At 53.0% G+C, this 26,975-nt stretch carries 19 protein-coding genes; 6 read left to right on the forward strand and 13 right to left on the reverse strand.

The features are described 5' to 3' along the window. Positions 1-17: 17 nt before the first annotated feature. Complete coding sequence (locus tag C7382_RS03800) at positions 18-602, reverse strand: nucleotide exchange factor GrpE (RefSeq protein ID WP_116678991.1); 585 nt, start codon at positions 600-602, stop codon at positions 18-20. A 1,186-nt stretch (positions 603-1,788) separates the two neighbouring features. Here C7382_RS03800 and C7382_RS03805 point away from each other — a divergent pair. The 3 genes from C7382_RS03805 to trxA all read left to right on the forward strand — a co-directional run bounded on the left by C7382_RS03805 (position 1,789) and on the right by trxA (position 6,603). After that, entirely contained in the window at positions 1,789-2,316 is a 528-nt protein-coding gene (locus C7382_RS03805; protein ID WP_116678992.1) for an HU family DNA-binding protein, read from the forward strand. 240 nt (positions 2,317-2,556) lie between these two features. Next, positions 2,557-6,243, forward strand: coding sequence for a DNA polymerase III subunit alpha (dnaE, locus tag C7382_RS03810; protein WP_116678993.1), 3,687 nt, complete (start codon positions 2,557-2,559; stop codon positions 6,241-6,243). A gap of 45 nt (positions 6,244-6,288) precedes the next feature. Beyond that, positions 6,289-6,603: a thioredoxin gene (gene trxA / locus C7382_RS03815; protein ID WP_116678994.1), complete on the forward strand. Its 315-nt coding sequence runs from the start codon at positions 6,289-6,291 to the stop codon at positions 6,601-6,603. Positions 6,604-6,698: 95 nt separating this feature from the next. On the opposite strand, the gene C7382_RS03820 is transcribed toward trxA, so the two are convergent. The 5 genes from C7382_RS03820 to C7382_RS03840 all read right to left on the reverse strand — a co-directional run bounded on the left by C7382_RS03820 (position 6,699) and on the right by C7382_RS03840 (position 14,663). After that, on the reverse strand, positions 6,699-7,718 hold the full coding sequence (locus C7382_RS03820) for a leucine-rich repeat domain-containing protein (protein WP_116678995.1): 1,020 nt from the start codon (positions 7,716-7,718) through the stop codon (positions 6,699-6,701). Positions 7,719-7,782: 64 nt separating this feature from the next. Next, complete coding sequence (locus C7382_RS03825; RefSeq protein ID WP_116678996.1) at positions 7,783-10,230, reverse strand: glycoside hydrolase family 95 protein; 2,448 nt, start codon at positions 10,228-10,230, stop codon at positions 7,783-7,785. Between the two features lie 34 nt (positions 10,231-10,264). Beyond that, complete coding sequence (locus C7382_RS03830) at positions 10,265-12,892, reverse strand: carboxypeptidase-like regulatory domain-containing protein (protein ID WP_243405651.1); 2,628 nt, start codon at positions 12,890-12,892, stop codon at positions 10,265-10,267. A gap of 1 nt (position 12,893) precedes the next feature. Further along, the gene (locus tag C7382_RS03835) at positions 12,894-13,766 is read right to left on the reverse strand and encodes a GLPGLI family protein (protein WP_116678997.1); all 873 of its coding nucleotides are present in this window, start codon (positions 13,764-13,766) and stop codon (positions 12,894-12,896) included. A gap of 24 nt (positions 13,767-13,790) precedes the next feature. Next, entirely contained in the window at positions 13,791-14,663 is an 873-nt protein-coding gene (locus tag C7382_RS03840; RefSeq protein WP_116678998.1) for a GLPGLI family protein, read from the reverse strand. 193 nt (positions 14,664-14,856) lie between these two features. Between C7382_RS03840 and kdsA the strand changes: the two genes are divergently transcribed. Beyond that, positions 14,857-15,675, forward strand: a complete 819-nt coding sequence (gene kdsA, locus C7382_RS03845) for a 3-deoxy-8-phosphooctulonate synthase (RefSeq protein ID WP_116678999.1) — start codon at positions 14,857-14,859, stop codon at positions 15,673-15,675. Positions 15,676-16,041: 366 nt separating this feature from the next. On the opposite strand, the gene C7382_RS03850 is transcribed toward kdsA, so the two are convergent. Together C7382_RS03850 and C7382_RS03855 are read right to left on the reverse strand one after the other, a co-directional pair. Further along, positions 16,042-16,599: a sugar O-acetyltransferase gene (locus tag C7382_RS03850; protein WP_116679000.1), complete on the reverse strand. Its 558-nt coding sequence runs from the start codon at positions 16,597-16,599 to the stop codon at positions 16,042-16,044. A 23-nt stretch (positions 16,600-16,622) separates the two neighbouring features. Next, positions 16,623-17,834, reverse strand: coding sequence for a M16 family metallopeptidase (locus C7382_RS03855; RefSeq protein WP_116679001.1), 1,212 nt, complete (start codon positions 17,832-17,834; stop codon positions 16,623-16,625). 92 nt (positions 17,835-17,926) lie between these two features. On the opposite strand from C7382_RS03855, the gene C7382_RS03860 reads away from it, so the two are divergent. Together C7382_RS03860 and C7382_RS03865 are read left to right on the forward strand one after the other, a co-directional pair. After that, positions 17,927-18,547, forward strand: coding sequence for an SIS domain-containing protein (locus C7382_RS03860; RefSeq protein ID WP_116679002.1), 621 nt, complete (start codon positions 17,927-17,929; stop codon positions 18,545-18,547). A 146-nt stretch (positions 18,548-18,693) separates the two neighbouring features. After that, a complete protein-coding gene (locus C7382_RS03865) occupies positions 18,694-20,511 on the forward strand; it encodes a DEAD/DEAH box helicase (RefSeq protein ID WP_116679003.1) in 1,818 nt (605 codons plus the stop codon). 15 nt (positions 20,512-20,526) lie between these two features. Here C7382_RS03865 and C7382_RS03870 read toward each other — a convergent pair whose 3' ends face one another. The 5 genes from C7382_RS03870 to C7382_RS03890 form a co-directional block, all read right to left on the reverse strand. Then, entirely contained in the window at positions 20,527-21,963 is a 1,437-nt protein-coding gene (locus C7382_RS03870) for a glycoside hydrolase family 27 protein (protein WP_243405652.1), read from the reverse strand. A gap of 8 nt (positions 21,964-21,971) precedes the next feature. Continuing rightward, entirely contained in the window at positions 21,972-23,171 is a 1,200-nt protein-coding gene (locus C7382_RS03875) for an L-serine ammonia-lyase (RefSeq protein ID WP_116679005.1), read from the reverse strand. Positions 23,172-23,248: 77 nt separating this feature from the next. After that, entirely contained in the window at positions 23,249-24,043 is a 795-nt protein-coding gene (locus tag C7382_RS03880; RefSeq protein WP_116679006.1) for a porin family protein, read from the reverse strand. After that, complete coding sequence (locus C7382_RS03885) at positions 24,040-24,942, reverse strand: PCMD domain-containing protein (protein WP_116679007.1); 903 nt, start codon at positions 24,940-24,942, stop codon at positions 24,040-24,042. Before C7382_RS03885 ends, C7382_RS03880 begins: the two co-directional genes overlap by 4 nt. Positions 24,943-24,958: 16 nt before the next feature. Then, on the reverse strand, positions 24,959-26,896 hold the full coding sequence (locus tag C7382_RS03890; RefSeq protein ID WP_116679008.1) for an Ig-like domain-containing protein: 1,938 nt from the start codon (positions 26,894-26,896) through the stop codon (positions 24,959-24,961). Positions 26,897-26,975 lie beyond the last annotated feature (79 nt).

The raw sequence follows: 26,975 nt of genomic DNA on the forward strand, positions 1-26,975 counted from the left end.
TCTTCCTCGTTACTCGGTTACTCGCCTACGACCACGTGCGCATGGCGTATTACCTTCTCGTTGAGTGTATATCCCGACTTCACGCAGTCCACTATCATGCCCTTCTGTGCTTCGGTGGGAGCCGGTATCACAGCTATCGCCTCACAAAGATCGGCATCGAACGGCTGCTCCGCAGTCTCGATGCGTCGCACTCCCTGTCTTTGCAGGTAGTCCATGAATTTGGTGTAGATCAGCTCCACGCCCTCCTTTACGGCAGCAGCATCGCTTGTATCTGTTATATTTTCGAGTGCTCTTTCGAAGTCGTCAATGACGGGCAGCAGCTCGGTGAGCACCTTCTCGCCACCGTTGCGGATGAGGTCGCTCTTTTCCTTGAGCGTACGCTTGCGGTAGTTGTCATACTCTGCCATCAGGCGCAGATGCGAGTCGTTCAGTGCCGCCAGCTGCGCGGTGAGCACCTCCACGGGGTCTGCCACCTTGTCGTCCTCTGTCGTTGCGGTCGGCTCTTCCACGTCAGCGCACTGACTCTTTGTCAGTTCATCTTCGGTTGTGATCTCCTGCTGCGGGCACTCTTGCGGCTCCTGATAGTTTTTTTCGGTCTCCATTATGATAGTTTTATCTTTTTTATTTTTCTTATAATCAGCGACTTAGATGCGTTTGCAAGCCTGACGGCTGCTTTGTCGCCACAAATGTACACTGTAATAACTACAAAAACCGCGCCAAAGCATAACCTGACACACCTGTAAATGCTGCTTCTCGGCAAATGACGGGCTGTGCTTCCTTTTCGTTACATTTGCATGCCGAAAGGAGGTGCCATAGAGAGTAAATACCTGAATATCAGAGATCACCGTCCGACAATATCAACCCATATAGTGAACAGCAGCAATGATGACCCATAGAGATTTACCTGTAGCTTGCGTGGCTTGCCTCGTTTCCCCATCCTTTTCCCCTCTGTCTATACTGTGCAGTATCGGCTGTGTGGGAGCTATGTGTGCAAAAACGACATTAGAACAAATACCCAATAGCATGCAATAAAGTCGGATCCTGATAGTCAAAAACGAAAAGTCCCCATTTGTGTTCGCGTATGAACGCAATGGGGACTTTCCATTTTTGGCGGCACGAAACAGCCTTTCGGAGCTTGCTAACTTTATAAAGTTGACATCCAATCTTTATAAAGTTCACAAATGATTATTATAATTATCAGAAACGATATTTATAAAGATTGCATCCAATAATTATAAAGAGCATCATCTTAATATCGAAAACTCGATTGGAAACCATCCAATCGACATCGTCAATCGTTTTTTTGCCCACTGACCGACTTCTCAAAGAGCCCTTATTTAGAATGGCTCCAATCTTGCATTCGGTGTTGATAAGTTTTCTGCCAAGAACAAATATTCGGTCGCGGTTTCATAAATTAACACAAAGCGGCCTAACACACAGCAATACATACCATCAAGAAGACTACCCTATCGAACGAAAAGATTGCAATTATACGCGCCAAAAGGTTGTCGATCCTATTATTCGGCACCAAAATCAACTGTGATTCAGCCACACTCAAAAGACAAAAAACAACGCACCATTTTGTAAACTTTCATTCATTTATGTGGCCGCCTTCGTTGTTGATAAATTTCTGCCAAAAAATTTGGACGGTTGTTTTTTTCGGCCTTATCTTTGCCGTCGCAAGTCAGAGATGAGACTAAGGCGCCGATCGAAATCTCCACCTTGCTATTATTGAACTAATGGGATAGCAATTCCCTTATTATTTAATTTTTAATTACTCTATTTCTTATGTTATTCTTCAAAAGAAGACAGTCCAGCATTGCTGACAAAGCAAGTGGCAAAAAACTGTGGTATCCACAGACAGTGATCAACGGCAGCACAGCTTCTACGCTGCACATTGCAGAACAAATCTCAGAACTTTCCGGAGCCAGCCGAGGCGACGTCTTTGGCGTCTTGCGCGATCTGGGCGTAGTCATGCGCCAAGAGCTTGCCTCGGGTAAACGCGTCAAGCTCGACGGCGTAGGGACCTTCCGACTCATCGCGAACGCAAGCGGTAACGGCGTAGAGAAGAAGGAAGACGTAAAGTCCTCCCAATTCAATTCGGTGCGCGTCCATTTCGTCGCCGAGTATCGTAGAAATACGGTCACTCGCGAACGAGATTGTACCCTCATCGTGCCGGATCTGAAGTTCAGCGAATATGGCGTGGATAAGACTAAACCGGCAACTCCGTCGGTTACACCGCCTGAGCAGGGAGGCGGCGGCACGTCCGGCGGCCATAGCAGTGGTGCAGAAGGATCCATCGGAGGAGGCTTATAGGCCCACAACAGGTGCTTACTCTGTGATAAATGAAGGGTGCACGGTCGATCGGCCGTGCACCCTTTTGCTTCTCACACCATACTTCACCGATCGGCGGGAATGCTGAGGACATTTTCCCTTTGTCAAAAGAGCGGATTTGTATCATTATTTGCAGCAGAAAGCTCTTCCCAAAAGCAGATGCAACAGACTGGAAGATTAGGCTTTTTATGAGTACTTTTGCTCGAAAGAAAAACAACACAGATGGAACCTTTCGTACACCTGCACGTGCACTCTCAGTTCTCCCTTCTTGACGGGCAGGCTGCTATCAATAATCTCGTAGACAAGGCTATAACCGATGGTATGCCGGGCATTGCGCTCACGGACCACGGAGCGATGTTCGGCATCAAAGAATTCTTCAACTATGTGGAGAAGAAAAATAGTGCTCACATGGCCACCCTCAAGGACTGTCGTCGGGAGTTGGACGAGCTGAACGATTCCAAAAGTGCCGAACTCCTGAATGACGAAGAGCGTGAACGCATCGCCAAGCTCCAGCAGAAGATAGAGGACACGAAGCGTTCGCTCTTCAAACCCATCCTCGGCTGCGAGGCTTATTGCGCTCGCCGTACACGCTTCGACAAGGATAGTCAGATGCCCGACCCATATCACCCGAAACGTTCGATAGATGCCAGCGGCTGGCATCTGATTCTCTTGGCTAAGAACTTACAGGGCTATAAGAATCTGATCAAGATGGTCAGTTATTCTTGGACCGAGGGCCAGTACTATCGACCGCGTATCGACCGCGAACTGTTGGAGAAGTACCATGAGGGGATTATTGTTTCTTCGGCCTGTCTCGGCGGAGAGATCCCCCAGCATATCATGGCAGGCGAGATCGGCAAGGCAGAGGAGTCGATCCGATGGTTCAAGGAGCTTTTCGGCGAGGACTATTATCTGGAGATCCAACGACACGAAACGCACAATCCACTTGCGAATCAAGATGTATTCCCCCAACAACAACGCGTCAATCGCGTAATCTTAGAGCTTGGGAAGAAATTGGGCGTGAAGGTAATCGCCACCAACGACGTACACTTCTGCAACGAAGAAGATGCCGAGGCGCACGACCGTCTGATCTGTCTGAGTACGGGCAAGGACTTGGACGACCCCAATCGTATGCGCTATACGAAGCAGGAGTGGTTGAAGACAACGGAGGAGATGAATGCTATTTTCGAGGACTTGCCCGAGACACTTGTCAATACATTGGAAATCCTCAACAAGGTGGAGTTCTACAGCATCGACAATAAGGCACTGATGCCCGATTTTCCCATCCCGCCCGACTTTAAAGACGATGACGAATACTTGCGCCACCTTACCTATGAGGGAGCCAAACGTAAGTATGGCGACGGGCTGACAGAAGAGGTGCGCGAGCGAATCGACTTTGAATTGGACACCATTCGCGGGATGGGCTTCCCCGGGTACTTCCTTATTGTACAAGACTTTATTGCAGCAGCACGCAGAATGGGCGTGTCGGTGGGACCGGGACGTGGATCGGCTGCCGGCTCGGCCGTGGCCTACTGTCTGGGGATTACCGACATTGACCCTATCAAGTATCAATTGCTTTTCGAGCGTTTCCTCAATCCCGATCGCATCTCCATGCCTGATATTGATGTGGACTTCGATGATGACGGGCGTGCCGAAGTGCTTCGCTGGGTGACGGAGAAGTACGGCAAGGAGCGCGTGGCACACATCATCACCTACGGCACGATGGCGACCAAGAGTTCGATCAAGGATGTGGCTCGTGTGCAGCGACTGCCTTTGTCGGAGAGTAATCGGCTTGCCAAGTTGGTGCCGGACAAAATCCCGGGGGAGAAAAAGGTCAATCTAAAGAAGGCCATCGAATTTGTACCCGAGCTCAAACAGGCATCCCTCAGTCCCAACGAGGTACTGCGCGACACCCTCAAATATGCCCAAATGCTCGAAGGTAATGTGCGTAACACAGGTGTTCATGCCTGTGGCATCATTATCGGGAAGACGGATATTAGTGACATTGTTCCTGTAAGTACTGCACCGGACAAAGACACAAAGGAGGAACTCCTCGTCACACAGTACGAAGGTTCGGTCATTGAGCAGACGGGACTCATCAAGATGGACTTCCTCGGTCTCAAAACGCTTTCTATCATCAAGGAGGCTATCGAGAATATCAGGCTGCGCCACGGCATCAACATTGACATCGACAAGATACCGCTTGACGACCCTGCCACCTATAAGCTCTATAGCGAGGGGCGCACTGTCGGCACCTTCCAGTTTGAATCGGGTGGTATGCAGAAGTATCTCCGCGAGCTGGAGCCTTCGACCTTTGAGGATTTGATAGCGATGAATGCCCTCTATCGCCCGGGACCTATGGACTACATTCCTTCTTTCGTTGCACGTAAGCACGGACGAGAACCTATTGTGTACGACTTGCCGGAGATGGAAGAATACCTCCGTGAGACCTACGGCGTCACGGTGTATCAAGAGCAGGTCATGCTCCTGAGCCGCAAACTGGCAGGCTTCACTCGAGGGCAGAGCGACGAGCTCCGTAAGGCGATGGGAAAGAAACTGATTGAGAAGATGAACGTCTTGAAGGTACAATTTCTTGAGGGCGGAAGTGCCAACGGACATCCACAAGTCATATTGGAGAAGATTTGGTCAGACTGGGAGAAGTTTGCCAGCTATGCTTTCAATAAGAGTCACGCCACTTGTTATAGTTGGGTAGCCTATCAAACGGCCTACCTCAAAGCCAATTATCCGGCTGAATATATGGCGGGGGCACTCAGTCGTAATCTCAGCAACATCACTGAAATAACCAAACTCATGGACGAATGTAAGGCCATGAAGATAGGCGTATTGGTTCCCGACGTGAACGAGTCAGAGATGAAGTTCTCCGTAAATGCCAACGGCGACATTCGTTTCGGCCTCAGTGCCGTCAAGGGGGTTGGGTCTGGAGCAGTGGAGCAGATTATCGCAGAGCGTCATGCCAATGGCATGTATAAAGACATATTCGACTTTGTGGAGCGTGTAAATCTATCGGCTTGTAACCGCAAGACGATGGAGAGTTTGGCGTTGGCAGGAGCTTTTGACAGCTTTGGGCTCTCGAGAGAAGAATATATGGCACCATCGCTTGCAGGTAAAGAGGAGTCGTACATCCAAGCTCTCATGCGTTACGGCATGGTCATGCAGGAAGAACGCCACAGCCAGAGTAATTCGCTATTCGGAGAAGATGCTGATTTGATGATCCCCCGCCCGCAACCCTCACCCGCGGAACCGTGGAATGATCTGGAGCGACTAAACAAAGAACGAGAACTAGTGGGGCTCTATCTCAGTTCCAATCCGATGGCGCAGTATCAGGTCATTCTGGATCATTATTGCAATGCGCAGGCTGCTGATCTGGCCGATCTGAATGCTCTTCAGGGACGAAACCTTGTTATGGCAGGTGTCGTGACCAAGGCTTTCCAAGGAATATCTCGACAAAATAATCCCTATTCCAAAATCACACTCGAAGACCTCTCCGGTACGGGAGAGATACCGCTTTTCGGTCAGGCTCATGTGAACTTCGGTAACTTTTGCAAGGAGGGGCTCTATCTGCTTGTACGTGCCACTGTGCAGCCGCATAAGTGGCGACCGGAGGAAGTGGAATTGTCAGTGAACTCCATCGAACTCCTTCCCAATGTGGCAGACACCCTCATCAAGAAGATGACTATCTTCCTGCCGGTCTCAAAGATTGATAAGGACTTGATAGAGTCGTTCCATGAGGAAGTGGCAAACAATCCGGGGAAGACAATGTTATTTATCAAAGCGTACGATCATACGGAGAAAGTGGAAGTGGAGCTTGTCCTTCACAAGACACAGATAAACGTTTCGATGCCGTTCGTGCATTATCTTACTGCAAATGAGATTAACTTCGCACTTGAATAGAAGAATCTTTAGAAATAGAATAATAACTAACAAAAACAAAGAATTATGGCACTGCAGATTACAGATGCAACATTTGACGGCTTGGTAGCAGAAGGCAAGCCGATGGTAGTAGATTTTTGGGCTACTTGGTGTGGTCCCTGCCGCATGGTAGGCCCCATCATTGACGAACTCGCCGTGGAATATGAAGGACGTGCAATCATTGGTAAGGTGGACGTAGACGCCAACAGTGAACTTCCGATGAAGTACGCTGTACGTAACATCCCCACGGTTCTGTTTATCAAGAACGGCGAAGTGGTGAAGAAACTCGTTGGTGCTCAGTCAAAGGACGCCTTCAAGAAAGAATTGGATGCCTTGTTGTAATTAAGTCGGTATTGGGCTATCCAAATGAAAGTCCTGTCTGACTCGCTCTTGGGCTGAGTCGGACAGGACTTCTTCTTTTGTAAGGGGCTTGTCTCTTATTCTGCGACAAAGAGCTTAGCTATGTGTCCTACTCCATTCGTGATCAGATAGTAACCGATACGAAGGCTACAGGGGATGGAGAGCGTTTCATCGGTAGCATCGACTTCGAAAACAAGACGACCATCAAAAGTGTAGAGCATGATCTTCTGCCCTACATTCAGATGGGAGAGATGCAGAACTCCTTCGTTATAATAAGCCGTTAGGCGTGGAGCTGCTTGTAGAATGTTTTCCAACGAGGTTTCCGTTCCTTCAAAATCGACCCATGCAGTGCCACTCCATGCTTCTACATCCCATTCTTTGGCCTTTGCTCGTGCTACTTGATCGGGAGTCATGATGTTGCCTTCGCTCGGAGAGAGAACAGCCACGTAGAGGTAGCCCTTATCTATCTTGGTCTTCTGCGGCAGATTAACCACGATGTCTTCCATCTCGGCTTCCTTAATTTTGTTTTTGGCAACGGAGAGGTAGTAGAGTACGGGCTTATTGCTGATATCCAACTTGGAGATTTGGTTGTCTTGGCAGGAAATTAGTGTCAGTTTATTCAGTCCTGTCACATCCAACTCCGTCAGTTTATTTGAATTGCATTCGAAATAATCCAATTCGACGTTCTTCGTGATGTCAATCTCTGTCAATTCGTTCTTGCTCACACCCAAAGCCTTGATGCGGGGGAAATGCGTAAAATCTACAGCTGTAAGGCATGATTCGCGACAGAGAAATTCCTCGACATTGCCATATACACGGATCGTTTGGCTACCGAGCGTGTACATATTGTAATTAACAGTATTGACGAGTGCTTGTTCTCCCTCGTCGAACTGTTGGTTGTTGTTGAGATCGATCCATACATTCGACCCCTTGAAGTATAGCTTCACTTGCTGACCGACGTCCAGAGCTGAGGTCAGTTCGAAGTACTCAGTGAGATCGTAGTCGCGCTCAGAGAGTTGAGCGGGCTGTTGCGCCACACCCTGCAGGCTACCGAAGGTGGCTGCTGCGAGCAGAAGGGAGGTTGTCCATGTCTTCATATCAAATGTGTTTAGTTAAAAATAGGTTTGTGTATTTACAGGAACAAACTTATGAAAATTAATTTTATGGTATTCTGCTGCTGTCGATGGCTCTGATCACGTCGCCGAAATGAAGATCGAACACCCAATAGTCGCCCTCGCGATTGGCGGAGCCTGTGCCCATGACATGGAAGTTGAGGGAATCGAGACCGCGACGAGCCAAGAGTTTATGTCGGTAGGGCGCAGAGGCACGGAGGGTGAAGTCCGTTATTCTCCCTTCCTTCCATGTGAAGCTTATCAAGGCGTTGCCAACTACTTTGGCATGAGAAACGCTTCCCGATGCGCTCCAATCGGACGGCAGGGCGGGAAGCAACTCAACATGCCCCGCTTCGCTCTGCACGAGCATTTCCATGATGCCTGCAGCACCTCCCAAATTGCCGTCGATCTGAAACGGTGGATGTGCGCTGAAGAGATTCGGCAGCGTCCCGCTTCCATAGCCTTCGTAGCTCATGCCCCGTACTGTGGCGGGACGGAGCAGACGACTCAGGAGGCTCCACGCTCGATCCCCATCACCCAACCGTGCCCAGAAGCATATCTTCCACGCCATCGACCAACTGGTGCCATCATCGCCACGCACCTCTAATGTTTTGCGGGCTGCAGTGGCAAGGTCGGGAGTGTGCTCCGTGCTGATTTGATTACCAGGGTAGAGGGCATAGAGGTGCGACACATGTCGGTGATGCGGTTCGACTTCCTCGTATGGCTCCAACCACTCCATGATACGGCCATCGGCTGCTATGGTGGTGGGCATCAGCAGGTGTCGCTTCACTGCCAAGGTGCCGAGAAGGGCATCCGTCACCGACAAGGTACGAGCTGTGCTCAGTGTGTTGTCGAAAAGCTCGCGGATGATCTGGTTATCCATTGTAGAGCCTGCGGCAACGTGCACGACATCCCCGCTCGGACTGATGTAGGCATTCTCGGGAGACGTCGTTGGTGCGGTGACGAGCCATGAAGAGCGAGGATCAGTCACGAGTACGTCGGCAAAGAAACGTGCTGCCTCCCGCATGGCGGGATATACGCTGCGCAGGTATGTGGTATCTTGGCTGTAGAGGTAATGACGATAGAGATGCTGACAAAGCCATGCTGCGGAGGTATTCGTTGCTCCCCACGAGGGGTGTTCCCCCGGGGCGGTGAACTGCCACACATTGCCGAGGATGTGCGTCACCCATCCGTCTGCACCGTAGAAGTCACGCGCGGTGCGTCGCCCGCTTTCGACCTGCGCAAGCGTCCAGTCCGCAAGCGTAGTGTGCAGATGGGAAAGGTTGCCCGACTCGGCCGGCCAGTAATTCATCTGGAGATTAATGTTCAGATGATAGTCTCCGTTCCACGGCGTCTGTGTCTGATGTGCCCAGAGGCCCTGCAGATTGGGCGGCAAGCCTCCGACGCGCGTCGAAGAGGCAAGCAGGTAGAGACCATACTTATAATAGAGAGCAGGGAGGGCGAAGTCATCCCCGTTCTGGTGGAAGAGACGGAGACGCTCGGGGATCGGGAGCTGTTCGTTGGGATGCGTGCCGAGACGAATGGTGGCAGACTGCCCGAATTGTTTGTCGAAGGCTGTCGTATGTGCTCTCCACAGCTCCGCCAAGGGGCGATGGGTGACAGCATCGTGCATGAGGTGTCGGACGGTCTCCTGTTCATCATTTCCGCCGAAGGACGTGGCGAGAGCAATGATGATGTAGGCACGAGTGGCACCGCGTAGCTCCACAGCCGCATCGCGACACGTGACGGAGCCACCATCGGGCAGAAAAATGCGGGCTTCACCGCGGTAACGGACGCCTGCACCACCTTGACCATCGGGCAATGCGCCTTCAATAACGACCCCTGCGATCGAATCGGCATAGTAACGGGCATTCTCTGGTCGGCTCCACTCCATGTCGAAAGACAAGGTTCCGTTGCGTGAGGCCGTCAGCTCGACGACGGCCACATCATCGGCGAAGGAAGTATAGTAGCGACGCGTATAGAGCACCCCTCCGGAGCGGAAGCGGGTCTCAGCCGTAGCGCTGTCAATATCGAGCGAACGAACGTAGTCCGTGACCTCGGGCGATATGCCGCGATGCTTGAGATGCAAACGGCCGAAGAGCTGGTAAGCTCCGTAGGGAGCGTTGGCTCCTTGTCCGTGATTGCTCCCTGCACCGCCACAGACAAAGGTCTGATAGACGAGTTGCTCAGCCTTCCGATATTCGCCGGCGAAGAGGAGCCGACGTATCTCGGGGAGGGATTCGCGGGCGACAGGGTTAGCCGTCTCTTGGGGAGAGCCGGACCACATGGAGATTTCGTTCAGCGTGATGGTCTCGTCCGTCGGACGCCCGTCGGACATCAGCCCGATGCGTCCGTTGCCCAAAGGCAACTGTTCTTCCCACACACATGCCGGCTCGGTGAAGTGAAAACGATGGCGACTGTCGGTCTGCGCCGCAAGGGGACGCACCGCCAACAGCAGAAAAATAAGCAGGAGGGTGTAACGCATCTGTCTAATCATATTTAGTTCCGCACCGACGTGTGGGCAGGAATCATCAGTAACGGAAGCGGACGGTGGCGATGAACTCGCGTCCGCGGATCGGAATGAGGGTGGAGAACGTGTTGTACTCCGTCAGTTTGTGGAGGTAGTACTCCCGTCGGTCAAAGAGATTGCGCACCGTCAAGCTCAGGCTCCACCTCTTGCTGAGGTCATAGTCCGCCCCACAGTCGAAGAAGACATCCTCGTGCACATGGCTACGCTCCAATGTCGTGGAGCTGTACTCGCCGCTGATGCGGGTGGTCATCCCCCGCAGCGGAAGGATCGTCAGCTCAAGCGAATGGCGATATTGCGGCAGAACGGTGTATGCATTGGGGCCTGTTTCCATCCAACTGTAGTTGGCGGAGAGGCCGTATGCGGCCGTAAGGACACGATTCCAATTCTTAGAGAGTGAAACCTCGGCCGACAGGCTGTTCCCTCTTCCGTCAATGAGGAGCCCGGATTGCTTGAGGAGCGATTGCATATGGCTGTAACGGACGGTCAGGGTACCGTTAGTCTTCAACGAGAAAATGTACTTGCTCAGGCGGGCGTCGGCAGCGAACATATCCGTGTCGTGCCAGAAGAGCTCGCGCCGCAGGATATTTTGCTCAGGTGTGAAGTCATAACTCAACAGTTCGTTGGTCCGATTGCGTGAGTAGTTCGCATTGATGCGAAAATAAAAGAGGTGCAGGACGTCGTTGTACGCCGCCGATAGCAGGATACCCGAATGACGTTTTTCTGCCATGAAACCCGAGGGCAGGACGTAAGTGCGATAGTCACGGCGCGTATAGCCCGTGCGCAGCTCGGCCAATCCGCCATAGCTGTGGTTGTGCGCCAACCTCGTGCTCAGCTTCCATGAGGGGCCGGCATTCCATGACAGGCTGAAAGTTGGCGAGGCCGTGAAGCGGAGAGCCGATCGGAGTTCGCTACCGGCTTCTTCCAGTGTGTAGTAGTTCCATACGAGCGGTACCGACAGGCGGTAAGTCGTCGCCCCGCGACGGTACTCCACGGCGGGCGTTTCGTTCAGGCTCCATTGCCCCGTGCGATAGTCATAGGTGCCTTCCATGCCTTCGATCGTAGGCATCGGCAGCGTGGAGCGGTAACCGGTGTGCGTCCCCCGATAGCCTAACGTCGTGGTCGAATGCAGCGAAATACGTCCGAATAGGAATGAGGACTCCAGCGCATTGCGGGTGACGAAGTCCCGCGTACGCACGTCGGGGTTCATGTCAGGAAGAGCGGTTGTCTGCTCGGTGAGGAGCAAATCCTCCTGTCGATCCATGTATTTGGCGAAGGAGGTGATCCGATAGGTACGCTTGTCTCCTTTGAAAACTACACTCAAGTTGTTGCGGAACGTTCGCGGGAGTGACTCGCCCGTCTGGAGGTAGTCGGTCGCATTCGTTGCCAGCCGTACACGCTCGCGCTCGCTGCGCAGCGTCATTCGCAAATCATCTTTGAAGTAAAAACCCGAAGCGTTGTTCTCGACAGAGAGATCGGCTTGGGCACCGCGCGTATTTCCCTTCATGTAACGGTTCTCTCTCAGGAGCAATTCCTGCGGCGTACCCAGATTATAGACTTGTTCCTGCAGAACGGTCTGTTCCGCCCTGTCCGCCAATAGCGAAACCACGCCCGTGAGGGTCACTTCGGGAGTTAATGGTACTGCTGTTGTAAGGCTGCCCGTCCCCGAGCGATTCATCAGGTACCGATGCTGCTTCATCGGTAGCGTCTGGAATCCGGTGTGTGACAGTTCCTCCCCAAGATCGTCGGCTTGGTGCTGCATGCTCTCGATGTCTGTGAGCTGGATGGCTTCGGCAACGACCGAGTTACCCGTGTTATTCCCCTTGGCTGTGAGCATCGCCTGCACTTTTTTTCCTACCTGCATGCCGAAGATACGCCCCGTCCACAAGTCAGAAATGCCCCCTCCCGCAATGATGTCGCCGAAGGGACGGATCTTGAAACGCTGTTTGAGTTTGATATTGAGAGCCGAACGCTTTTCGGGGACAGTCTCGCGCAGCGTCTTGACGTGCTGATGATTTTCGATCACCTCCACCGTGCTTACGGCCTCTTGGGGCAGATTGTTGGAGGCGAGGTTGTAACGATTCTGCAGCATGTCCACACCTTCGATATACATCCGCGTGATGGCCTCGCCGTTATGCTTGATCATGCCGTCTGCCGTCACCTCAATACCGGGCAACTTACGCAGGAGGTCGGCCAAGTAACGATCCTCGGGTCCGGCGAACGCTGATGCAGAATAGGAGATCGTGTCGCCCAACTTGCGCACGGGATCGGTCCGCACCACCACTTCCTTGAGCTTGACATCGTCGGGCGTCAGAGCGAAGAGCAAGGGCTGTCCCGCCTCACTTACGTCTCTACTCTGCTTCTTATACCCCATGTGCCTTACGCTAATGAGCTTTCCGCCATCCTTTTTCGCCAAGGAGAACGCACCATCAGCTTTCGAGAGCGTGAAGGCAATTGGGTTGCCTGCACCGTCCACGAGCTGACATACCGCTCCGATCAAGGGCTGTCTGCTCTCGGCATCAATCACCCGACCACTAAGCATTTGGCCGCTCGCATCCTGTGCTTCGATCGGCAACAGCCCCATCAGCCACACCGCGAGGCAACAAAAAAGAAGTGGGACACGCCGCTCCATATCACTCTTTCTCTAAAGGATTGTACGGCATGGGAGGCACATGAGAGAAGTCCGCAGGGTATGGCGTATCGTTATAGGGAGAATTTCTCAGTGCTTCTGCGAGGTTCTCATGCAGATAATGAATGACTTTCCGCGCTTCATCTCGTGGCAATACTCTGGTCAATTGCTTGTTCTGGAGATAAATGGGAGAAGGAAATGTAATCTCTTGCAAACCGTTCAAGACAAAGGAGTACTCCCCGTCATCCGAACTAATGGCTGCAATAAGTCCCGGCAAGCCTCGGAAGATGTAAGGCCCGTCCGATAAGGGAATATCCTCGGTGTACCATGCCATATAATCCCGCCCGCTGTGATGGCAGGTAGCCTTGCGACACATATAGCCCATGACCTCCTTCGTTTCCTCACCGATCTGCCAGTCGAATGTGGGCGAAGGGCAGCTATATTCGATCACATTAACCATAAACACATCATACTGATGATAGTCCTTTCCTGCAGGATAGCCTTTGAGTACAGGATTTTTCCATTCGGACTTTTGGAGCAGACCATAAATTTTGGCCATTATCTCCATCGTAGTCCCTTTTTGTCGGACTATAGCATCATTGATCGAGTCCGCAGCAATCTGATAAAAATCCGTGAAGATGCTACCATGACGACCGATTTCCAAGACACATTGCGCCTCGGTTTTTTTGTCTGGTCGCTTCGAGTCTTTCGCAAAAGAGACTTTGTAGAAAAATCTCTGCTGAGCATAGTCTTCAATCCTCTTAGAGATCGTATCAATCGGCATTCCCTCAGCTCCGATGATTGTAGGCATCTGAGCTTGCATCATACCCGTGCATAGCAAGAAGACGGATAGGGCAAATAGTACTTTTCTTTTCATTCTATTTTTCAGTTTGTTCCTTTTCTAAAAGGTGTACGGCAAAGATCGGAATCGATCCATGAGTTTTCCCAGGAATTCAGGATTTGAGGCTTTTATTTTTACAGTATTGGCAAATATTTCAGCACAGTTTTCATGCATATTACGAATGATAATGCGAGCTTCTTCTCGCGTTTTTTTGTAGGTGCGCTTCTTCAGTTCGAGATATATCGGTGATGAGAAAGTAATCTCCTGCTGCCCATTTAGCTCAAAAGTATACTCCCCGTCGTCCGAACTAATGGCAACAATAAGCCCGGGCAATCCTCGGAAAATGTACGGTCCGTCCGAGAGAGGAATTTCCTCTGCATACCAAGCAGTATAATCCCGTCCACTGTGATGGCAGGTAGCCTTGCGACACATATAGCCCATGATCTCCTTCGTCTCCTCACCGACCTGCCAATCAAATGTGGGCGAAGGGCAGCTATATTCAACAAATTCGAACAAAATCGAAACCGAGGTTTGGTGATAGTCTTCTCCTGCCGGATAGCCTTTGAGCAACGCAGTGTACCATTTCTTGTTTTTTGCCCAACCGGAGACTCGTCCGAACAGCTCCATGAATGTGCCATTCTTTTTCACGACATCATCGACCAATGAGTCTGTGGCGAGTCTATAAAAATCCTTGAAACTGCTGCCGTGATGGCCGATTTCCAAGACGCATTGCGCCTCGGTCCTCTTCTCCGGCTGCTCCGTATCCTCCACAAAGGAGACTTTATAGAAGAACCGCTGTCGGGCATAGTCCTTGACTTCTTTGACGATAGTATCCATCGGCATCTGATCGAGTCCTTCTATTTTCGGCATCTGCGCCCAGCCGCGAGAGGAGATGGCGAGGAGAAAGACGAGCAGTAGTAATATCCTTTTCATAAGTATGATAGCATTTGACAAGGAGGTGTCGCAAAACTAATATAATTAACTTTTACTCATTGTTCGGTCAGTTTTTCACAGCACTGTGCCCAATTAATTTGATTTGAGACGAAGTAATGGGGCGTAATGACTTGATGTGGGGACGTCTTTTTGTACTTTTGGGAATTAGAAACGATAAAAACAAAATAATACAATGACACCTACTCCCTCTTTATACGACAGGCTGCAATCCGCCGATGCATACTTCTTGATGGCAGGGCCCTGTGCCATCGAGAGCGAAGACATGGCGCTGCGCATAGCCGAGCAGATAGTGGAAATCACTTCCAGACTGGGCATCCCCTACATCTTCAAAGGTTCTTATCGCAAGGCCAATCGCTCACGCATCGACTCCTTCACGGGCATAGGCGACGAGAAAGCTCTACGCATCCTCGACAAGGTGCGCCGCGAATTTGGCGTCCCGACGGTGACGGACATCCACGAGACGCACGAGGCGGCGATGGCTGCCGAGTATGTGGACGTGCTGCAGATACCGGCTTTTCTCTGCCGACAGACCGATCTGATCGTGGCTGCGGCGCGCACAGGGCGGATCGTCAATGTGAAGAAAGGGCAGTTCCTCTCGGGCGAAGCAATGGCTTTCGTCGCACGCAAATGCGTGGACAGCGGCAACGGGCAAGTGATCCTGACCGAGCGTGGCAATACATTCGGCTACACGGATCTGGTCGTGGACTATAGGAATATCCCCGCCATGCGCGCACTGGGCTTCCCCGTGGTGATGGATGTGACACATTCGCTCCAGCAGCCCAACCAAGGCAGTGGCGTGACGGGGGGCAAGCCAGAGCTGATCGAAACCATTGCCAAGGCTGCAATAGCCGTGGGCGCGGACGGTCTTTTCATTGAGACGCACCCCGATCCCGCAACGGCCAAGAGCGATGGAGCCAACATGCTCCGTCTGGATCTGTTGGAGGGGCTGCTCACCAAGCTGATGCGCATCCGAGAAGCTGTCCGAGGCTAAACATGCGCTTTCGCTCCGTGCGCCAAAAAGCGACGGAATCGCGCGCCAAAATCTCAGGAATTTGGCGCGTAATATTTTTCGTTTTGGCGCATAATTATTTAGAAAATGGCGCCAATTCAAAAAAGAAATGGCGCCATGTTTTTTTGGCGTCATAGTCATCCGCTTTTTCGCACACAACGAACAATAAAGAATCAGTCAAGTATTGGCCTTACATGCTGTGTGTATGATCCGGAAGATTGCACGACTGTTATCTCCGGAGTTTAGAACCCCGTCAAAATCAAGAAAAATTACTTTTTGCATCGTACGGCATCAATAGCTTGTTGTAAAATACACCACAGCGATAGCAGGAATATTGTTGCCGAACTGCTATTCGACGGGTCGGATCACGCGACAGGGATTACCATAGGCGAGCATACCGGCAGGGATGTCGCGGGTGACCACGCTACCGGCTCCGATGACCGCTCCCGCTCCTATGGTCACCCCGGGGAGGATGCAGCACTGCGCCCCGATCCATACGTCGTCACCGATGGTGACGGGCAGGGCGCGTTCCCACCCTTCGCGGCGTGTGGCTGCATCGAACGGGTGGGTGGCGGTGTAGATGCCTACGTTGGGACCGATGAGCACGTGGTTGCCGATGGAGACGGGGGCACAGTCGAGGATGACGAGATTCATATTAGCAAAGCAGTCGTCACCGATGCTGATATTATAGCCGTAGTCGCAGAAGAAGGGACTGAGGATGAGCGTGCGGTTGCCCAGATGGCCGAAGAGGTCGCTCAGTATGGCCTTGCGCTCGGAGAGGAAAGAGGGAGCAGTGCCGTTAAAACGGAAGAGCTGTTCCTTGCAGTGCAGGAGTTCCGCCTTCAGCTCAGGGTCGTGGGCGGGATTGTAGAGGAGGCCTTGCGTCGCCTTTTCTTTCTCTGTCATAGGTCGATTGCGGGGAGAGAGGATTAGCAATAGATGAGGGTGAGCATCGCATCCGGCTCCAGCACTTCGGCAGCTACGTCACACAACTGATCAGCTGTGATGGCTTCGATCTGGCGGAAGAGGACGGGCAGCGGGTCGTACTTGCCGTAGTGGAGCATACTCTTGCCGAGGGCGATGAAGGAAGTCTCGCGGCTGTCGGCCGAGACGATGAGCTGTCCCTTGAGTTGTCGCTTGGCAGATTCGAGTTCGACGGGGGTGAGGGGCTCGTCGATGAGCCTGCGCAGTTCCTTCCGTACCAACTCCATGGCAGCATCGGCATGGCGGGGAGAGCAGCCGAGATAGATGCTACAGATCCCCGTATCGGAATAGGGTGTATAATTGCTCTCCACGTTGTACGCATAGCCGTGCTCTTCGCGGAGAGAGAGATTGAGGCGGGAGTTCATTCCCGGGCCACCGAGAATGTTGGACAGGAGAGTCAGAGGGATGCGTCGTTCGTCGTGGAGCGAATAGGCACGTCCGCCCATCAGGATGTGGTGTTGGTAGGTGTCCTTGTGGCGGCGTATGGTACGCGGCAGCACGGCATCGGCAGCATGAGGGGTGGACATGGGGTGTCTGAGCCTGTTGCCTTCGACGGGCGTAAGCGGCCAGTCGGACAAGTCGGCTTCGCCGGTGATGAAGAAGATCATATTGTCCGGCCGATAATGACGACGCAGGAAGTTGCGTCCCATCTGTCCGGTCGTGCGCGAAACGGAACCTTCCGTCCCCAGTATGTTGTGTCCGAGGGGGTGGTTGCGGAAGAGGATGTTCTCAAACTCGTCGAATATGAGTTCGGAGGGATTGTCGCGATAGGAATTGATTTCGTCGATGATGACGGTTTTTTCCTTGGCAAGTTCTTCCTCGGGGAAACGGCTGTGCTGCACGATGTCGAAGAGGAGATTGGCAGCACGATTGAAATGTGCCTTGGGGAAGATGCAATAGACGAAGGTGGACTCCTTCTCTGTGAAGGCATTGAGCTCGGCTCCTACCTCCTCCATCCGTCTGATGATCTGCAGACTGCTGCGCAGCCGGGTGCCCTTGAAGAGCATGTGCTCGGTGAGATGAGCCAGTCCGTGGTGGTGCGCACTCTCGTGGCGCGTGCCTACGCCTATGGCAAAACCCGCGTAGGTGACTTCTCCGGCATGGGGTCTGTGCACGACGTGTAGCCCTGACGGAAGTGTATATAATTGATAACTCATCAATGGTCTGAGAAAAAATGGGACGAAGATTATCCCACAAATTCATAATATGCAAAAATAATTAAATACTTTTGCAGCGCAATTTATTGAGCATGAAGGCAGAAATACGCAATCTGACAATCCCCGAAATCCTGGCATACGAAGCAGAAGCCATCCGTGCCATCCCCTCCGACAACGACTACAAGGCGGCCATCGACCTCATCGTGCAACAGGTGCACGGCTGTAATGGTCGTCTGATCACCTCCGGAATGGGCAAGGCGGGACAGATCGCGGCCAACATAGCCACTACTTTCTGCTCCACGGGCACGCCCGCTTACTTCCTCCATCCGAGCGAAGCGCAGCATGGCGACCTGGGACTGGTGCGCAGTGGGGACATCATGCTCCTGATAAGCAACTCGGGACGCACTCGTGAAGTCCTGGAGCTTGTGGAGCTGACCAAGCGTTTGGTGCCCGACACCAAGTTCATCCTCATCACCGGCAATCCCGAAAGTGCACTGGCCGAAGTCGTGGACGTGTGTCTGGCTACGGGCAATCCGGCCGAAGTATGCCCCCTCGGCATGACTCCGACGACAAGCACGACGGTCATGACGGTGATCGGCGATCTCTTGGTCGTAGGCACGATGCAGGAGATCGGATTCGGCTTCGAAGACTATGCACGTCGCCATCATGGCGGCTACCTCGGCGATCGCAGTCGCGAGATATGCGGGCGATAGGTTGTCGCCGCATTTATTTTTACTCAAGGTTCTTCCCTATTTTTCTCGGAATCATTAGGACGGACAGGTCCCGCGGAAGGTTATGCACAGGTGAGTTGGTGTGCGATGCCGGCCGGCGACCACACTAACATCTCACTCATAACAGAATGAAAACATTTGAAGAACTCGGCATTGCCGCACCATTGCTCAAAGCAATCGCCGAACTGGGCTACGAACAGCCCATGCCTGTGCAGGAAGAAGTGATCCCTTACCTATTGGGAGAGGATATAGATCTCATCGCACTGGCGCAGACAGGAACAGGAAAAACGGCCGCTTTCGGTCTTCCTCTGCTGCAGAAGTTGAATCCCGAAGGCGGTATGCCGCAGGCGTTGGTGCTCTGCCCCACCCGCGAGCTATGCTTGCAGATAGCCGACGACCTGAACAGCTACTCAAAGTATATGAACGATGTGCACGTACTGCCGGTCTATGGCGGTACGCCCATCGACGCACAGATCAGAGCCTTGCGACGCGGTGTGCAAGTCGTGGTGGCAACACCGGGACGACTGCTCGACCTCATGGGACGCAATGCCGTGAGCCTCTCGGAAGTGCACACAGTGGTGCTGGACGAGGCTGACGAGATGCTCAACATGGGTTTTGCTGAGGCTTTGGAAGAAATCCTTGCCGGTATCCCATCGGAGCGTCACCTCCTGCTCTTCTCGGCTACGATGCCTCGTGAAATATCTAAGATCGCAGCGTCGTACATGAAGCAGCCCAAAGAGATCGTTATCGGCAATAGGAATGAGGGCAATGCCAATATCAAGCATCTCTATTATATGGTATCGGCGCGTCACAAATACTTGGCGCTGAAACGAATTGCAGACTTCTACCCTAATATATATGGTATCGTTTTCTGTCGCACTCGTAAGGAAACGCAGGAGATAGCAGACCAACTGATACAAGACGGCTACAACGCCGATTCGCTGCATGGCGACCTCAGTCAGGCACAACGCGACTATGTGATGCAGAAGTTCCGCGTGCGCAATCTTCAACTTCTCGTCGCCACCGATGTGGCTGCACGCGGATTGGACGTGAATGACCTCACACATGTAATACACTTCGGCCTACCCGATGATGTGGAAAGCTATACACACCGTAGCGGTCGTACGGCACGTGCAGGCAAGACAGGGCTCTCCATCGCCATCTGTCACGTGAAGGAAAAAGGCAAAATCAAGAATATCGAGCGCTCGCTCCAGAATAAGATCGAGCGCGCACGCATCCCTTCGGGTGCCGAAATATGTGAGAAGCAACTCTTCAATCTGGCAGATCGCATCGAGCGCGTGGACATAGAGAATATGTCGGCTATCGACTCGGTATTAAGCGAGGTGAACAAAAAACTGGAGTGGATAGAGAAGGACGAACTGATCCGCCGCATGATGGCTTTGGAGTTCAACCGCATGCTCGACTACTACCAGCGAGCCGAAGAAGTGGAAGAGGTGAGCGACCGCAAGAAAGAAGGCGACATCTCTGACCGCAAGGGACGCAAGCGCAGCTCCGGCGAGACGGAAGAAGGTATGAGCCGTCTGTACATCAACTTCGGAAAGATGGATCAGATGTTCCCCAACCGACTGATCGAACTCATCAATCGCTGCGTGCCGGGACGTGTGAACATCGGACGTATTGATTTGATGCCTCGATTCTCTTTCTTTGATGTGGATCAGTTCGAAGCACAGAATGTGGTGGACATGCTCAACCGCTACGAGGTGGACGGTCGTCGCATTCAGGTGGAATTTGCTGATGCCAAGAAGGATTATTCGGGAGGGAAGAAGGGTGGCAACGGTGATTTCGGAGCCAAGCGTCGCAAAGGATATGACCGTCCGCGAGAAGATACTCCCTCGTCACGCAAGAACAGAGGCGAGAAAGCGAAACGAGACAACGGTCACTTCTACGACAAATTCGACAGCAAGCAGCGCAAACGCCGCCGATAATCGGCTACAGCTGCGCTACTCGAAGAGAAACAGCCGAGCTGCATGTGGCGGTAACGCTATGCGTTCCAGATCTTGCGGAGCTATATAGACGGCGCGCTTCACATCCCATATTGCAGTACTACCGGGGCGGAAGTCTATGCTAGTCACCGTGGGAGATTCTCCCACGTTGAGAGCTAAGACTGCCGTCCCTTTTGTTAGTCGTCGTGTCCATATACGAACGCCATCGTCTCTGCGCTCCTCCGTGATGTTATAGAAGGAGGCATCTTGGTCTATTGCGATCAGATCCGGATGCGTAAGCAGGGATAGCGTCTCGGGGGAGAGGCTGCGGGGATCGGCGACAAAGACTAACGGCGCACGCATCAAGGCCCACATCTGTAGTTGCGTGTAGTATTCTTCGGGGGTGCATCCGTTCGTGCTACTTCCCACAAGCAAGAGATCAGGATCAGATACGAGACGATGCCGATTGGCGTATGAGGCGTAACGCAGATTCATCTCTGCTGCATCCCATATACCATTGTCGCGTTTGGAGTATTTGGTAGCCTTCCATTTGTCTCGAATGTCAAATGTGGTGCGCCAACTGCCTGCGTTTACCGTCTCTCCCCAGTTCCACGGTTGCAGTTCCCCCCACTCGCATATAGAGAACAGCGGCGGGCGTTCCGATGCTGCCAAAGCGCGTCCCATAGCCCCATAACGCTGTCTGGCAACGATGGGAACGGGAGGAGAACAACAATAATCGTACTTGATGTAATCGACGCCCCAGTCTGCAAATGTGGCAGCATCGATCGCTTCGTTCTCGAAACTCCCGGCAAGGCCATGAACATTAAGCGGCGAGGCATTGGAAGAAAGCCCGAGTTTCATGCCACGATTGCGTAACTCGTCAGCTAAGTATTTGATCCCTTGCGGGAAGCGTTGCGGGTCTGCTGTGATGCGTCCCTCTTTGTCGCGCTTGGAGGTTTGCCAGCGGCTTTCGATGATCACGTACCGATACCCTGCTGCGACCAGTCCGGCACGTTGCATGGCATCGGCTACATCGAGAATTGTTTTCTCGTTGATGTCCGCATCCTTCAGCCCGCGAGTACTCCAACCCATAACCGGAGCCATACCGTTGTAGCGGCTTGTCTCCAACTGCCAGACACAGCTGTCCGCTCCAAGAGCATTCGCCACCGAAATTTCAACCTCGAATATTGCCCGTGTCGATGCTGTACCACGGATAACACCCTCGCTGGCATCGAAAGAGAAGCCTTCGGGCAGACGTTTTACTTTCCAATGAGTCGGAGCGGCACCAACGTAGGGTATCCGAAAGCTCCATTCCTTGCCTATCGGCGCTATCGTACGGTTAGGAAGCAGGATTCGTGGGCTGCCTTCCGTCGGATGAATGGCGGAGAGAGGTGCGCAAACGAGTAAGACAAGCAACAGGCTACAGAGCCATCTGCCACAGCATGGAGAGATCATTCGTGTCATTAGCAATGTACCGCAGCCAGCCCTCCTTGTGACGTTTCTTTATAAAGACTGGGGAGATCTTTTCCCGTCTGTCGCATCACTTCCACGACTTGGTCGAATGAGATACGGTGACGACCGTCGCTGAAGTTGGCATACGTATTCGCGTCCAATGCTCGAGCTGCAGCGAAAGCGTTGCGCTCGATACAAGGCACTTGTACCAGTCCGCAGACGGGATCGCAGGTAAGGCCGAGGTGATGCTCCAACGCCATCTCCGCTGCATACTCTATCTGTGAGAGCGTGCCACCGAAGAGCTGACTGCTGGCCGCCGCACCCATGGCGCAAGCAACGCCCACTTCACCCTGACAACCCACTTCGGCTCCAGAGATAGAAGCGTTGGTACGTACCACATTGCCAAAGAGGCCGGCCGTAGCCAAGGCACGCAGGATGCGCTTGTCAGAAAATTCGCGTGTCTGTTGCAAATGATAGAGGACAGCCGGTATCACACCGGACGAACCACAAGTAGGAGCAGTGACGATGCGTCCTCCAGAAGCGTTCTGTTCGCTTACGGCGAGAGCGTAGGCATAGACATTGCCTCTACTGCGTACCCCGGGTGTATAGCCTTGGGCTCGAATTAAGTAGTTAGCCGCCTTGCGTCGCACACCCAGACCGCCCGGCAAAACACCTTCGGCCTCAAGCCCTTCTTGAATGGCGTTTTTCATTACCTCCCACACTTCGGATAAGTAATCCCATATCTCGGGACCTTCGTTTTCCTCCACATATTCCCAAAAACTGAGGCCGCGGCGATTCAGTTCGTCCAGTATGTCGGACATTTTGTTGAGCGGGTACACCTCGCGTCCCCGTTGCTCGTTGAAATGTTCATTGGCCAAGACACCGCCACCGATGCTGTAGATGAGCCACTCCTCCAACTGCTTACCGGCCGAGTCGAAACTCTCGAATAGGATACCGTTGGGATGAAAAGGCTTCACCACATCGGCACGCCACACGATTTCCGTGGGAGCGTGAGGTTCCAAAACGGCCAAGATAGCTACATCTGTAAGGTGACCCTTGCCTGTTGCGGCGAGGCTGCCGTATAACGTCACGCGGAAGCTCTTGGCAGCGGGGTTTCGTTCGAGAAACATTTCCGCGGCACGGCGCGGTCCGATGGTGTGACTGCTACTTGGCCCGTAGCCGATGCGAAATATCTGGGTGATTGATTCCATGCCGATCGTTTGCTGTATGATATTATTGTTGTTAGTGTCTGTTTGATAACCGCTGCACGTGCGTGCATGTTTATGCCTCAACGACCAAATCTGTAGGTGAAGCCTACGCATGCGAAGACGTTGTGCATCGCATAGGGTATCGCCCGGAAGTCGGAGCCGGTCACGGGCAACAAGCCGAATGTCACATCGGCAAAGGCGCCCAGTCGCTCGGTGAAGTAATAGTCGGCTCCCACGACCAAACCGAAATCAGCGCCTTTGATCTTGTCAGAAAAATCGAGCTGACGCAACTCCAGTTGATCTACACCGAGGAGCGGATCGTCGTACACCATCGTACCGTCGATAATCACCTTAAAAGTGCTCTCCAACAGGAGCGATGCATAGATGCCGCCACGCAACAAGAGCCTGTCCGAAAGCGTATGATACACTGCCTGCAAAGGCACCGTGAGATAACCAAGACGAATGAGTGTGTTATTGTCCCCAGTAAACAGACCCGAATATTCCTCGTCGGCACTGCCCGCATAGGGCGAATCCGAGATTATCGCTGCCTGCATATCCTTCACTCGCGTCGTAGCTTCCATCCCCTTCTTCTCAATGGTGATGCCCGCGCTGATGGACCATGGACTGTCCGCTTGCAGACGACGCGAAGCGGAGAGCTGTATCATCGGATTGAGGTGCGGATACCACACGTATATGTGATCCAACGCTCGCGGAGTAGGTACCGGAGTCGTTGCTCCCACGTGCAGACCGGCCCGCACAGCAAAATTCCATAACGAAGGTGTTGATTGCTGCGCAAGCGACTGAGCCGCGAGCTGAAGGCTTGCTCCTATGATAAGGAGAAGGGATAATCGAAGGTGTCTGAATAGGCGTTTCATTCGGGCTGGGTAGTTAGCGTTAGTGTCAATTCGTCTATCAACAATTCGCTATCCACAGCCCCTATATACTCGTCGCCACGCGCCGAAGAGGCGAAGACCAGAGCCAGTCGATACTTCTTTTTCGTTAAGTCTACGGGAGTGTTGCCAACGGTTTGGAAGACGAGGTCGAAAGGCTGCCACCCGTCCGTGTCGTCCGTTCTCATCCGTGCAAGCGCTACGATGGAGGGTGCAGTATATAGGTTCTTGCCGTTCAAATAGGGTCTTTCGAGTGTCACTTCATAGAAAATGCCTGCTATCGTGCAGCTGTCGCGTCCTTCGAGCATCGCATCGGGTCCCACGCTGCCGTCTATCAACTTGGGACCTGCCGTATAACGGTAGTAGCCACGCATCCTCACGGGACGCTGATGTACTATATGACCGAAGTAAGTAGCCTCCAATGGGGCGAGCACCAATTGCGAGATATCCACCTTGCCGGAGAAGAGCGATGCCGCCACCAGATAGCTGCCCATGCCGGCGAACTTCATCCCGGGCCTCGTCAACATACGTACGCAACGTCCTTCATAACCCTCTGCAGCGGGTGTGACGGGATAAGGCAAGACTTGATTGGGGATAGCCTTGAACCCGTCGTTACTGGCTGATGCCCAGAACGTAGAAGAGAAACCCGCCTCTCCTGCGGGCAATGCGGCATCGACATCAGGCCATTGCTCGAATGAGAACGTAAGATCGAAGGTCGTAAGGCCTTCGGGTGTGGACGGAGCTGTCTCTCCGTTGTCGTTTTGAAGACTGTTGTTCAGTTGGTTCAGTTTATCCTTGATCGGATCGTATCCGTAGCAGGCCGATAGCGACGCTGTCGCGATCAAGACCGCCAAGAGACGGAGGAGGGGATGCAATAGTTTCATCTAAATGGGTCGGATGCTATTTCTTCTTCGTTCGCCGAGCCATGCGCTCTTCATACTCTCGGTTGAGATCACGCTTCTGTCGGCTTGCGGGCTTCACCTTGCGGATGGCCTCCGGCTTCTGCTCAGTGTAGTGGTCTCGGGTCACAGACCAATCTTCCGCCTGCTGCCAATTCTTGCGTAACGTGAAAGCCTGCGGGTAGTAGAACGTCCATTCGGGTTGCCGTGTCGGATAGTCACCACCATCCCAACGGCCGTTGCCGTTCTCATCGAGGTACAGACGCGCGTAGTACTCACCAGGCTTGAGATAAGAGAATAGCACTTCCCCTCCTACCGCCTTCTGCGCGGCTACGGGATCTCCCCCTTTGTTCAGCAACTCCACGACAGCAGTGCTGTCCGCCAACCCCGTCAGGCGCAGTCGCAATGAGGCCAATTCGCTCTCGGCCAAGAAACTAAACACTTGCTCTTCGGGGGCATTCCACTGTCCGTACACACTGTGCCAACGAGCAGAATCCACTCGTACGCGATATTCTTGCCCCATCTGCCAATCAGCACGAACAACGAAGCGTAGCGGATTCAGCGAGTCAGCCTGTAGGGCGAACGGGACATCCCGCCAGAGCGTATCCACGCGGCGCGCTACGGAGACGGCTGCAGTGTCGATCCGCAAGACAGGTTGCCCCACAACGATGCTGAGCGTATCTGCCGGCGTGCCCGAAGCTATGCTACTACTATTGTGCAGGCCGATGGACATCATCGGTACGGCGTTCTGCTCTCCTCGGGCAGTACGACGCGGCTGCACTTTGGGCTTAGCCAGACGCAGCGTATCAGTCTGCGGGCGGGATATATTGAGGGAATCGCTTTTCGGATATGTGACGGAGAAGACCAGCGTGTCGCGGCTGTAAACCTCCTTGTCGGTGAGCCAATAAATCACCTCTTTCTCACCGTTGCGCACGGCCTTGTACCAATCGGCATGGTTCTGTCCGCCAAGGAGACGAAGCGGTGGGATGGTATCGGGACGGGAGTTGAACTGAAGAGACACGCGCACCGAGTCGGGGCGTGTCCGCTTGGAGAGGTATTCCCTTTGGAAGCCGGAAGTATAATAGCGCAGTAACACGTCGTCCGGCAGATAGTGCAGCGACATCTGGGATGCGATCGAATCCGGCTTCGTGTGCATCTCCTCTCCCTCACCCACTGCATGGTCGTGCTCATGATCGTGTGCAGCAAGGGAGTCACCGAAGGAGGAAGTGGCGAGTACTTCCGTACGGAACCAATCCTCAGAGAAGGCCACCCCTTCGTTAAGTTGGCTGTAGGTGAAATCCCTATCCGAATCCTTGAGAGCGAAGACGCGGTAGCTCCCGTCGCGCAAATTCTTCAGTGTAAAACTGCCGTCTTCTCCCGTCAGCGTGACACGGAGCATGGGTGTTTTGGTAAATGCCGTGTCGGCTTCCGACTCGTGTATGCCCACGAATACGCCCGCTACAGGCTCCAACGTGAGGGCATCCACCACACGGCCTGCGATCTGCATCGTGTCGAGCAGCTCGCCGGTGGAGAAGGCGTAGCAGAAGTTCTCCAAGATATTGCTCTCGTTGTTGTCGGCTAGCCCGTTGGTAAAGTCTATTGTGTAGGTGGTACTGTCGCGCAGAGGGTCACGTAGTTCGATGGAGATGGTACGGCCATAGGCGGCTATCTTGGGTTGTTGTATCTGGAGGGGCGAGACGATTACCGTTTCGTTCTGGTTGAGTATCTGCACCGCCTCGTCAAAGAGGAGTGTAATCTTGTCGGCTCGTTGCCTTGTACTGCCTTCGGCGGGTGTAGCCTTGATGAGTCGTGGCGGCGTCACATCATACGGTCCGCCTTCGGGTGCACCCATATTGGCGCAAGCCGAAAACAACCACATACCTATCACGACGGCGACCACGGAAGCGATTTGCAGACTGCCGAGACGAATCCTACCCATAACCCAAATAAATGAAGATGTTATGGTTACAAAAGTACGGTTTTCGCCCGAACCTTATGGCTCCTTAGTATAGCTCAAT

It is taken from the genome of Porphyromonas loveana, assembly GCF_003096695.1.
In the GTDB taxonomy this organism is placed as follows: domain Bacteria; phylum Bacteroidota; class Bacteroidia; order Bacteroidales; family Porphyromonadaceae; genus Porphyromonas; species Porphyromonas loveana.

What these genes read in the sequence shown, in the direction of transcription:
- C7382_RS03800 (WP_116678991.1), bottom strand. Translation starts at nt 602, where the DNA reads ATGGAGACCGAAAAAAACTATCAGGAGCCGCAAGAGTGCCCGCAGCAG.
- C7382_RS03805 (WP_116678992.1), top strand. Translation starts at nt 1,789, where the DNA reads ATGTTATTCTTCAAAAGAAGACAGTCCAGCATTGCTGACAAAGCAAGT.
- dnaE (WP_116678993.1), top strand. Translation starts at nt 2,557, where the DNA reads ATGGAACCTTTCGTACACCTGCACGTGCACTCTCAGTTCTCCCTTCTT.
- trxA (WP_116678994.1), top strand. Translation starts at nt 6,289, where the DNA reads ATGGCACTGCAGATTACAGATGCAACATTTGACGGCTTGGTAGCAGAA.
- C7382_RS03820 (WP_116678995.1), bottom strand. Translation starts at nt 7,718, where the DNA reads ATGAAGACATGGACAACCTCCCTTCTGCTCGCAGCAGCCACCTTCGGT.
- C7382_RS03825 (WP_116678996.1), bottom strand. Translation starts at nt 10,230, where the DNA reads ATGATTAGACAGATGCGTTACACCCTCCTGCTTATTTTTCTGCTGTTG.
- C7382_RS03830 (WP_243405651.1), bottom strand. Translation starts at nt 12,892, where the DNA reads ATGGAGCGGCGTGTCCCACTTCTTTTTTGTTGCCTCGCGGTGTGGCTG.
- C7382_RS03835 (WP_116678997.1), bottom strand. Translation starts at nt 13,766, where the DNA reads ATGAAAAGAAAAGTACTATTTGCCCTATCCGTCTTCTTGCTATGCACG.
- C7382_RS03840 (WP_116678998.1), bottom strand. Translation starts at nt 14,663, where the DNA reads ATGAAAAGGATATTACTACTGCTCGTCTTTCTCCTCGCCATCTCCTCT.
- kdsA (WP_116678999.1), top strand. Translation starts at nt 14,857, where the DNA reads ATGACACCTACTCCCTCTTTATACGACAGGCTGCAATCCGCCGATGCA.
- C7382_RS03850 (WP_116679000.1), bottom strand. Translation starts at nt 16,599, where the DNA reads ATGACAGAGAAAGAAAAGGCGACGCAAGGCCTCCTCTACAATCCCGCC.
- C7382_RS03855 (WP_116679001.1), bottom strand. Translation starts at nt 17,834, where the DNA reads ATGAGTTATCAATTATATACACTTCCGTCAGGGCTACACGTCGTGCAC.
- C7382_RS03860 (WP_116679002.1), top strand. Translation starts at nt 17,927, where the DNA reads ATGAAGGCAGAAATACGCAATCTGACAATCCCCGAAATCCTGGCATAC.
- C7382_RS03865 (WP_116679003.1), top strand. Translation starts at nt 18,694, where the DNA reads ATGAAAACATTTGAAGAACTCGGCATTGCCGCACCATTGCTCAAAGCA.
- C7382_RS03870 (WP_243405652.1), bottom strand. Translation starts at nt 21,963, where the DNA reads ATGATCTCTCCATGCTGTGGCAGATGGCTCTGTAGCCTGTTGCTTGTC.
- C7382_RS03875 (WP_116679005.1), bottom strand. Translation starts at nt 23,171, where the DNA reads ATGGAATCAATCACCCAGATATTTCGCATCGGCTACGGGCCAAGTAGC.
- C7382_RS03880 (WP_116679006.1), bottom strand. Translation starts at nt 24,043, where the DNA reads ATGAAACGCCTATTCAGACACCTTCGATTATCCCTTCTCCTTATCATA.
- C7382_RS03885 (WP_116679007.1), bottom strand. Translation starts at nt 24,942, where the DNA reads ATGAAACTATTGCATCCCCTCCTCCGTCTCTTGGCGGTCTTGATCGCG.
- C7382_RS03890 (WP_116679008.1), bottom strand. Translation starts at nt 26,896, where the DNA reads ATGGGTAGGATTCGTCTCGGCAGTCTGCAAATCGCTTCCGTGGTCGCC.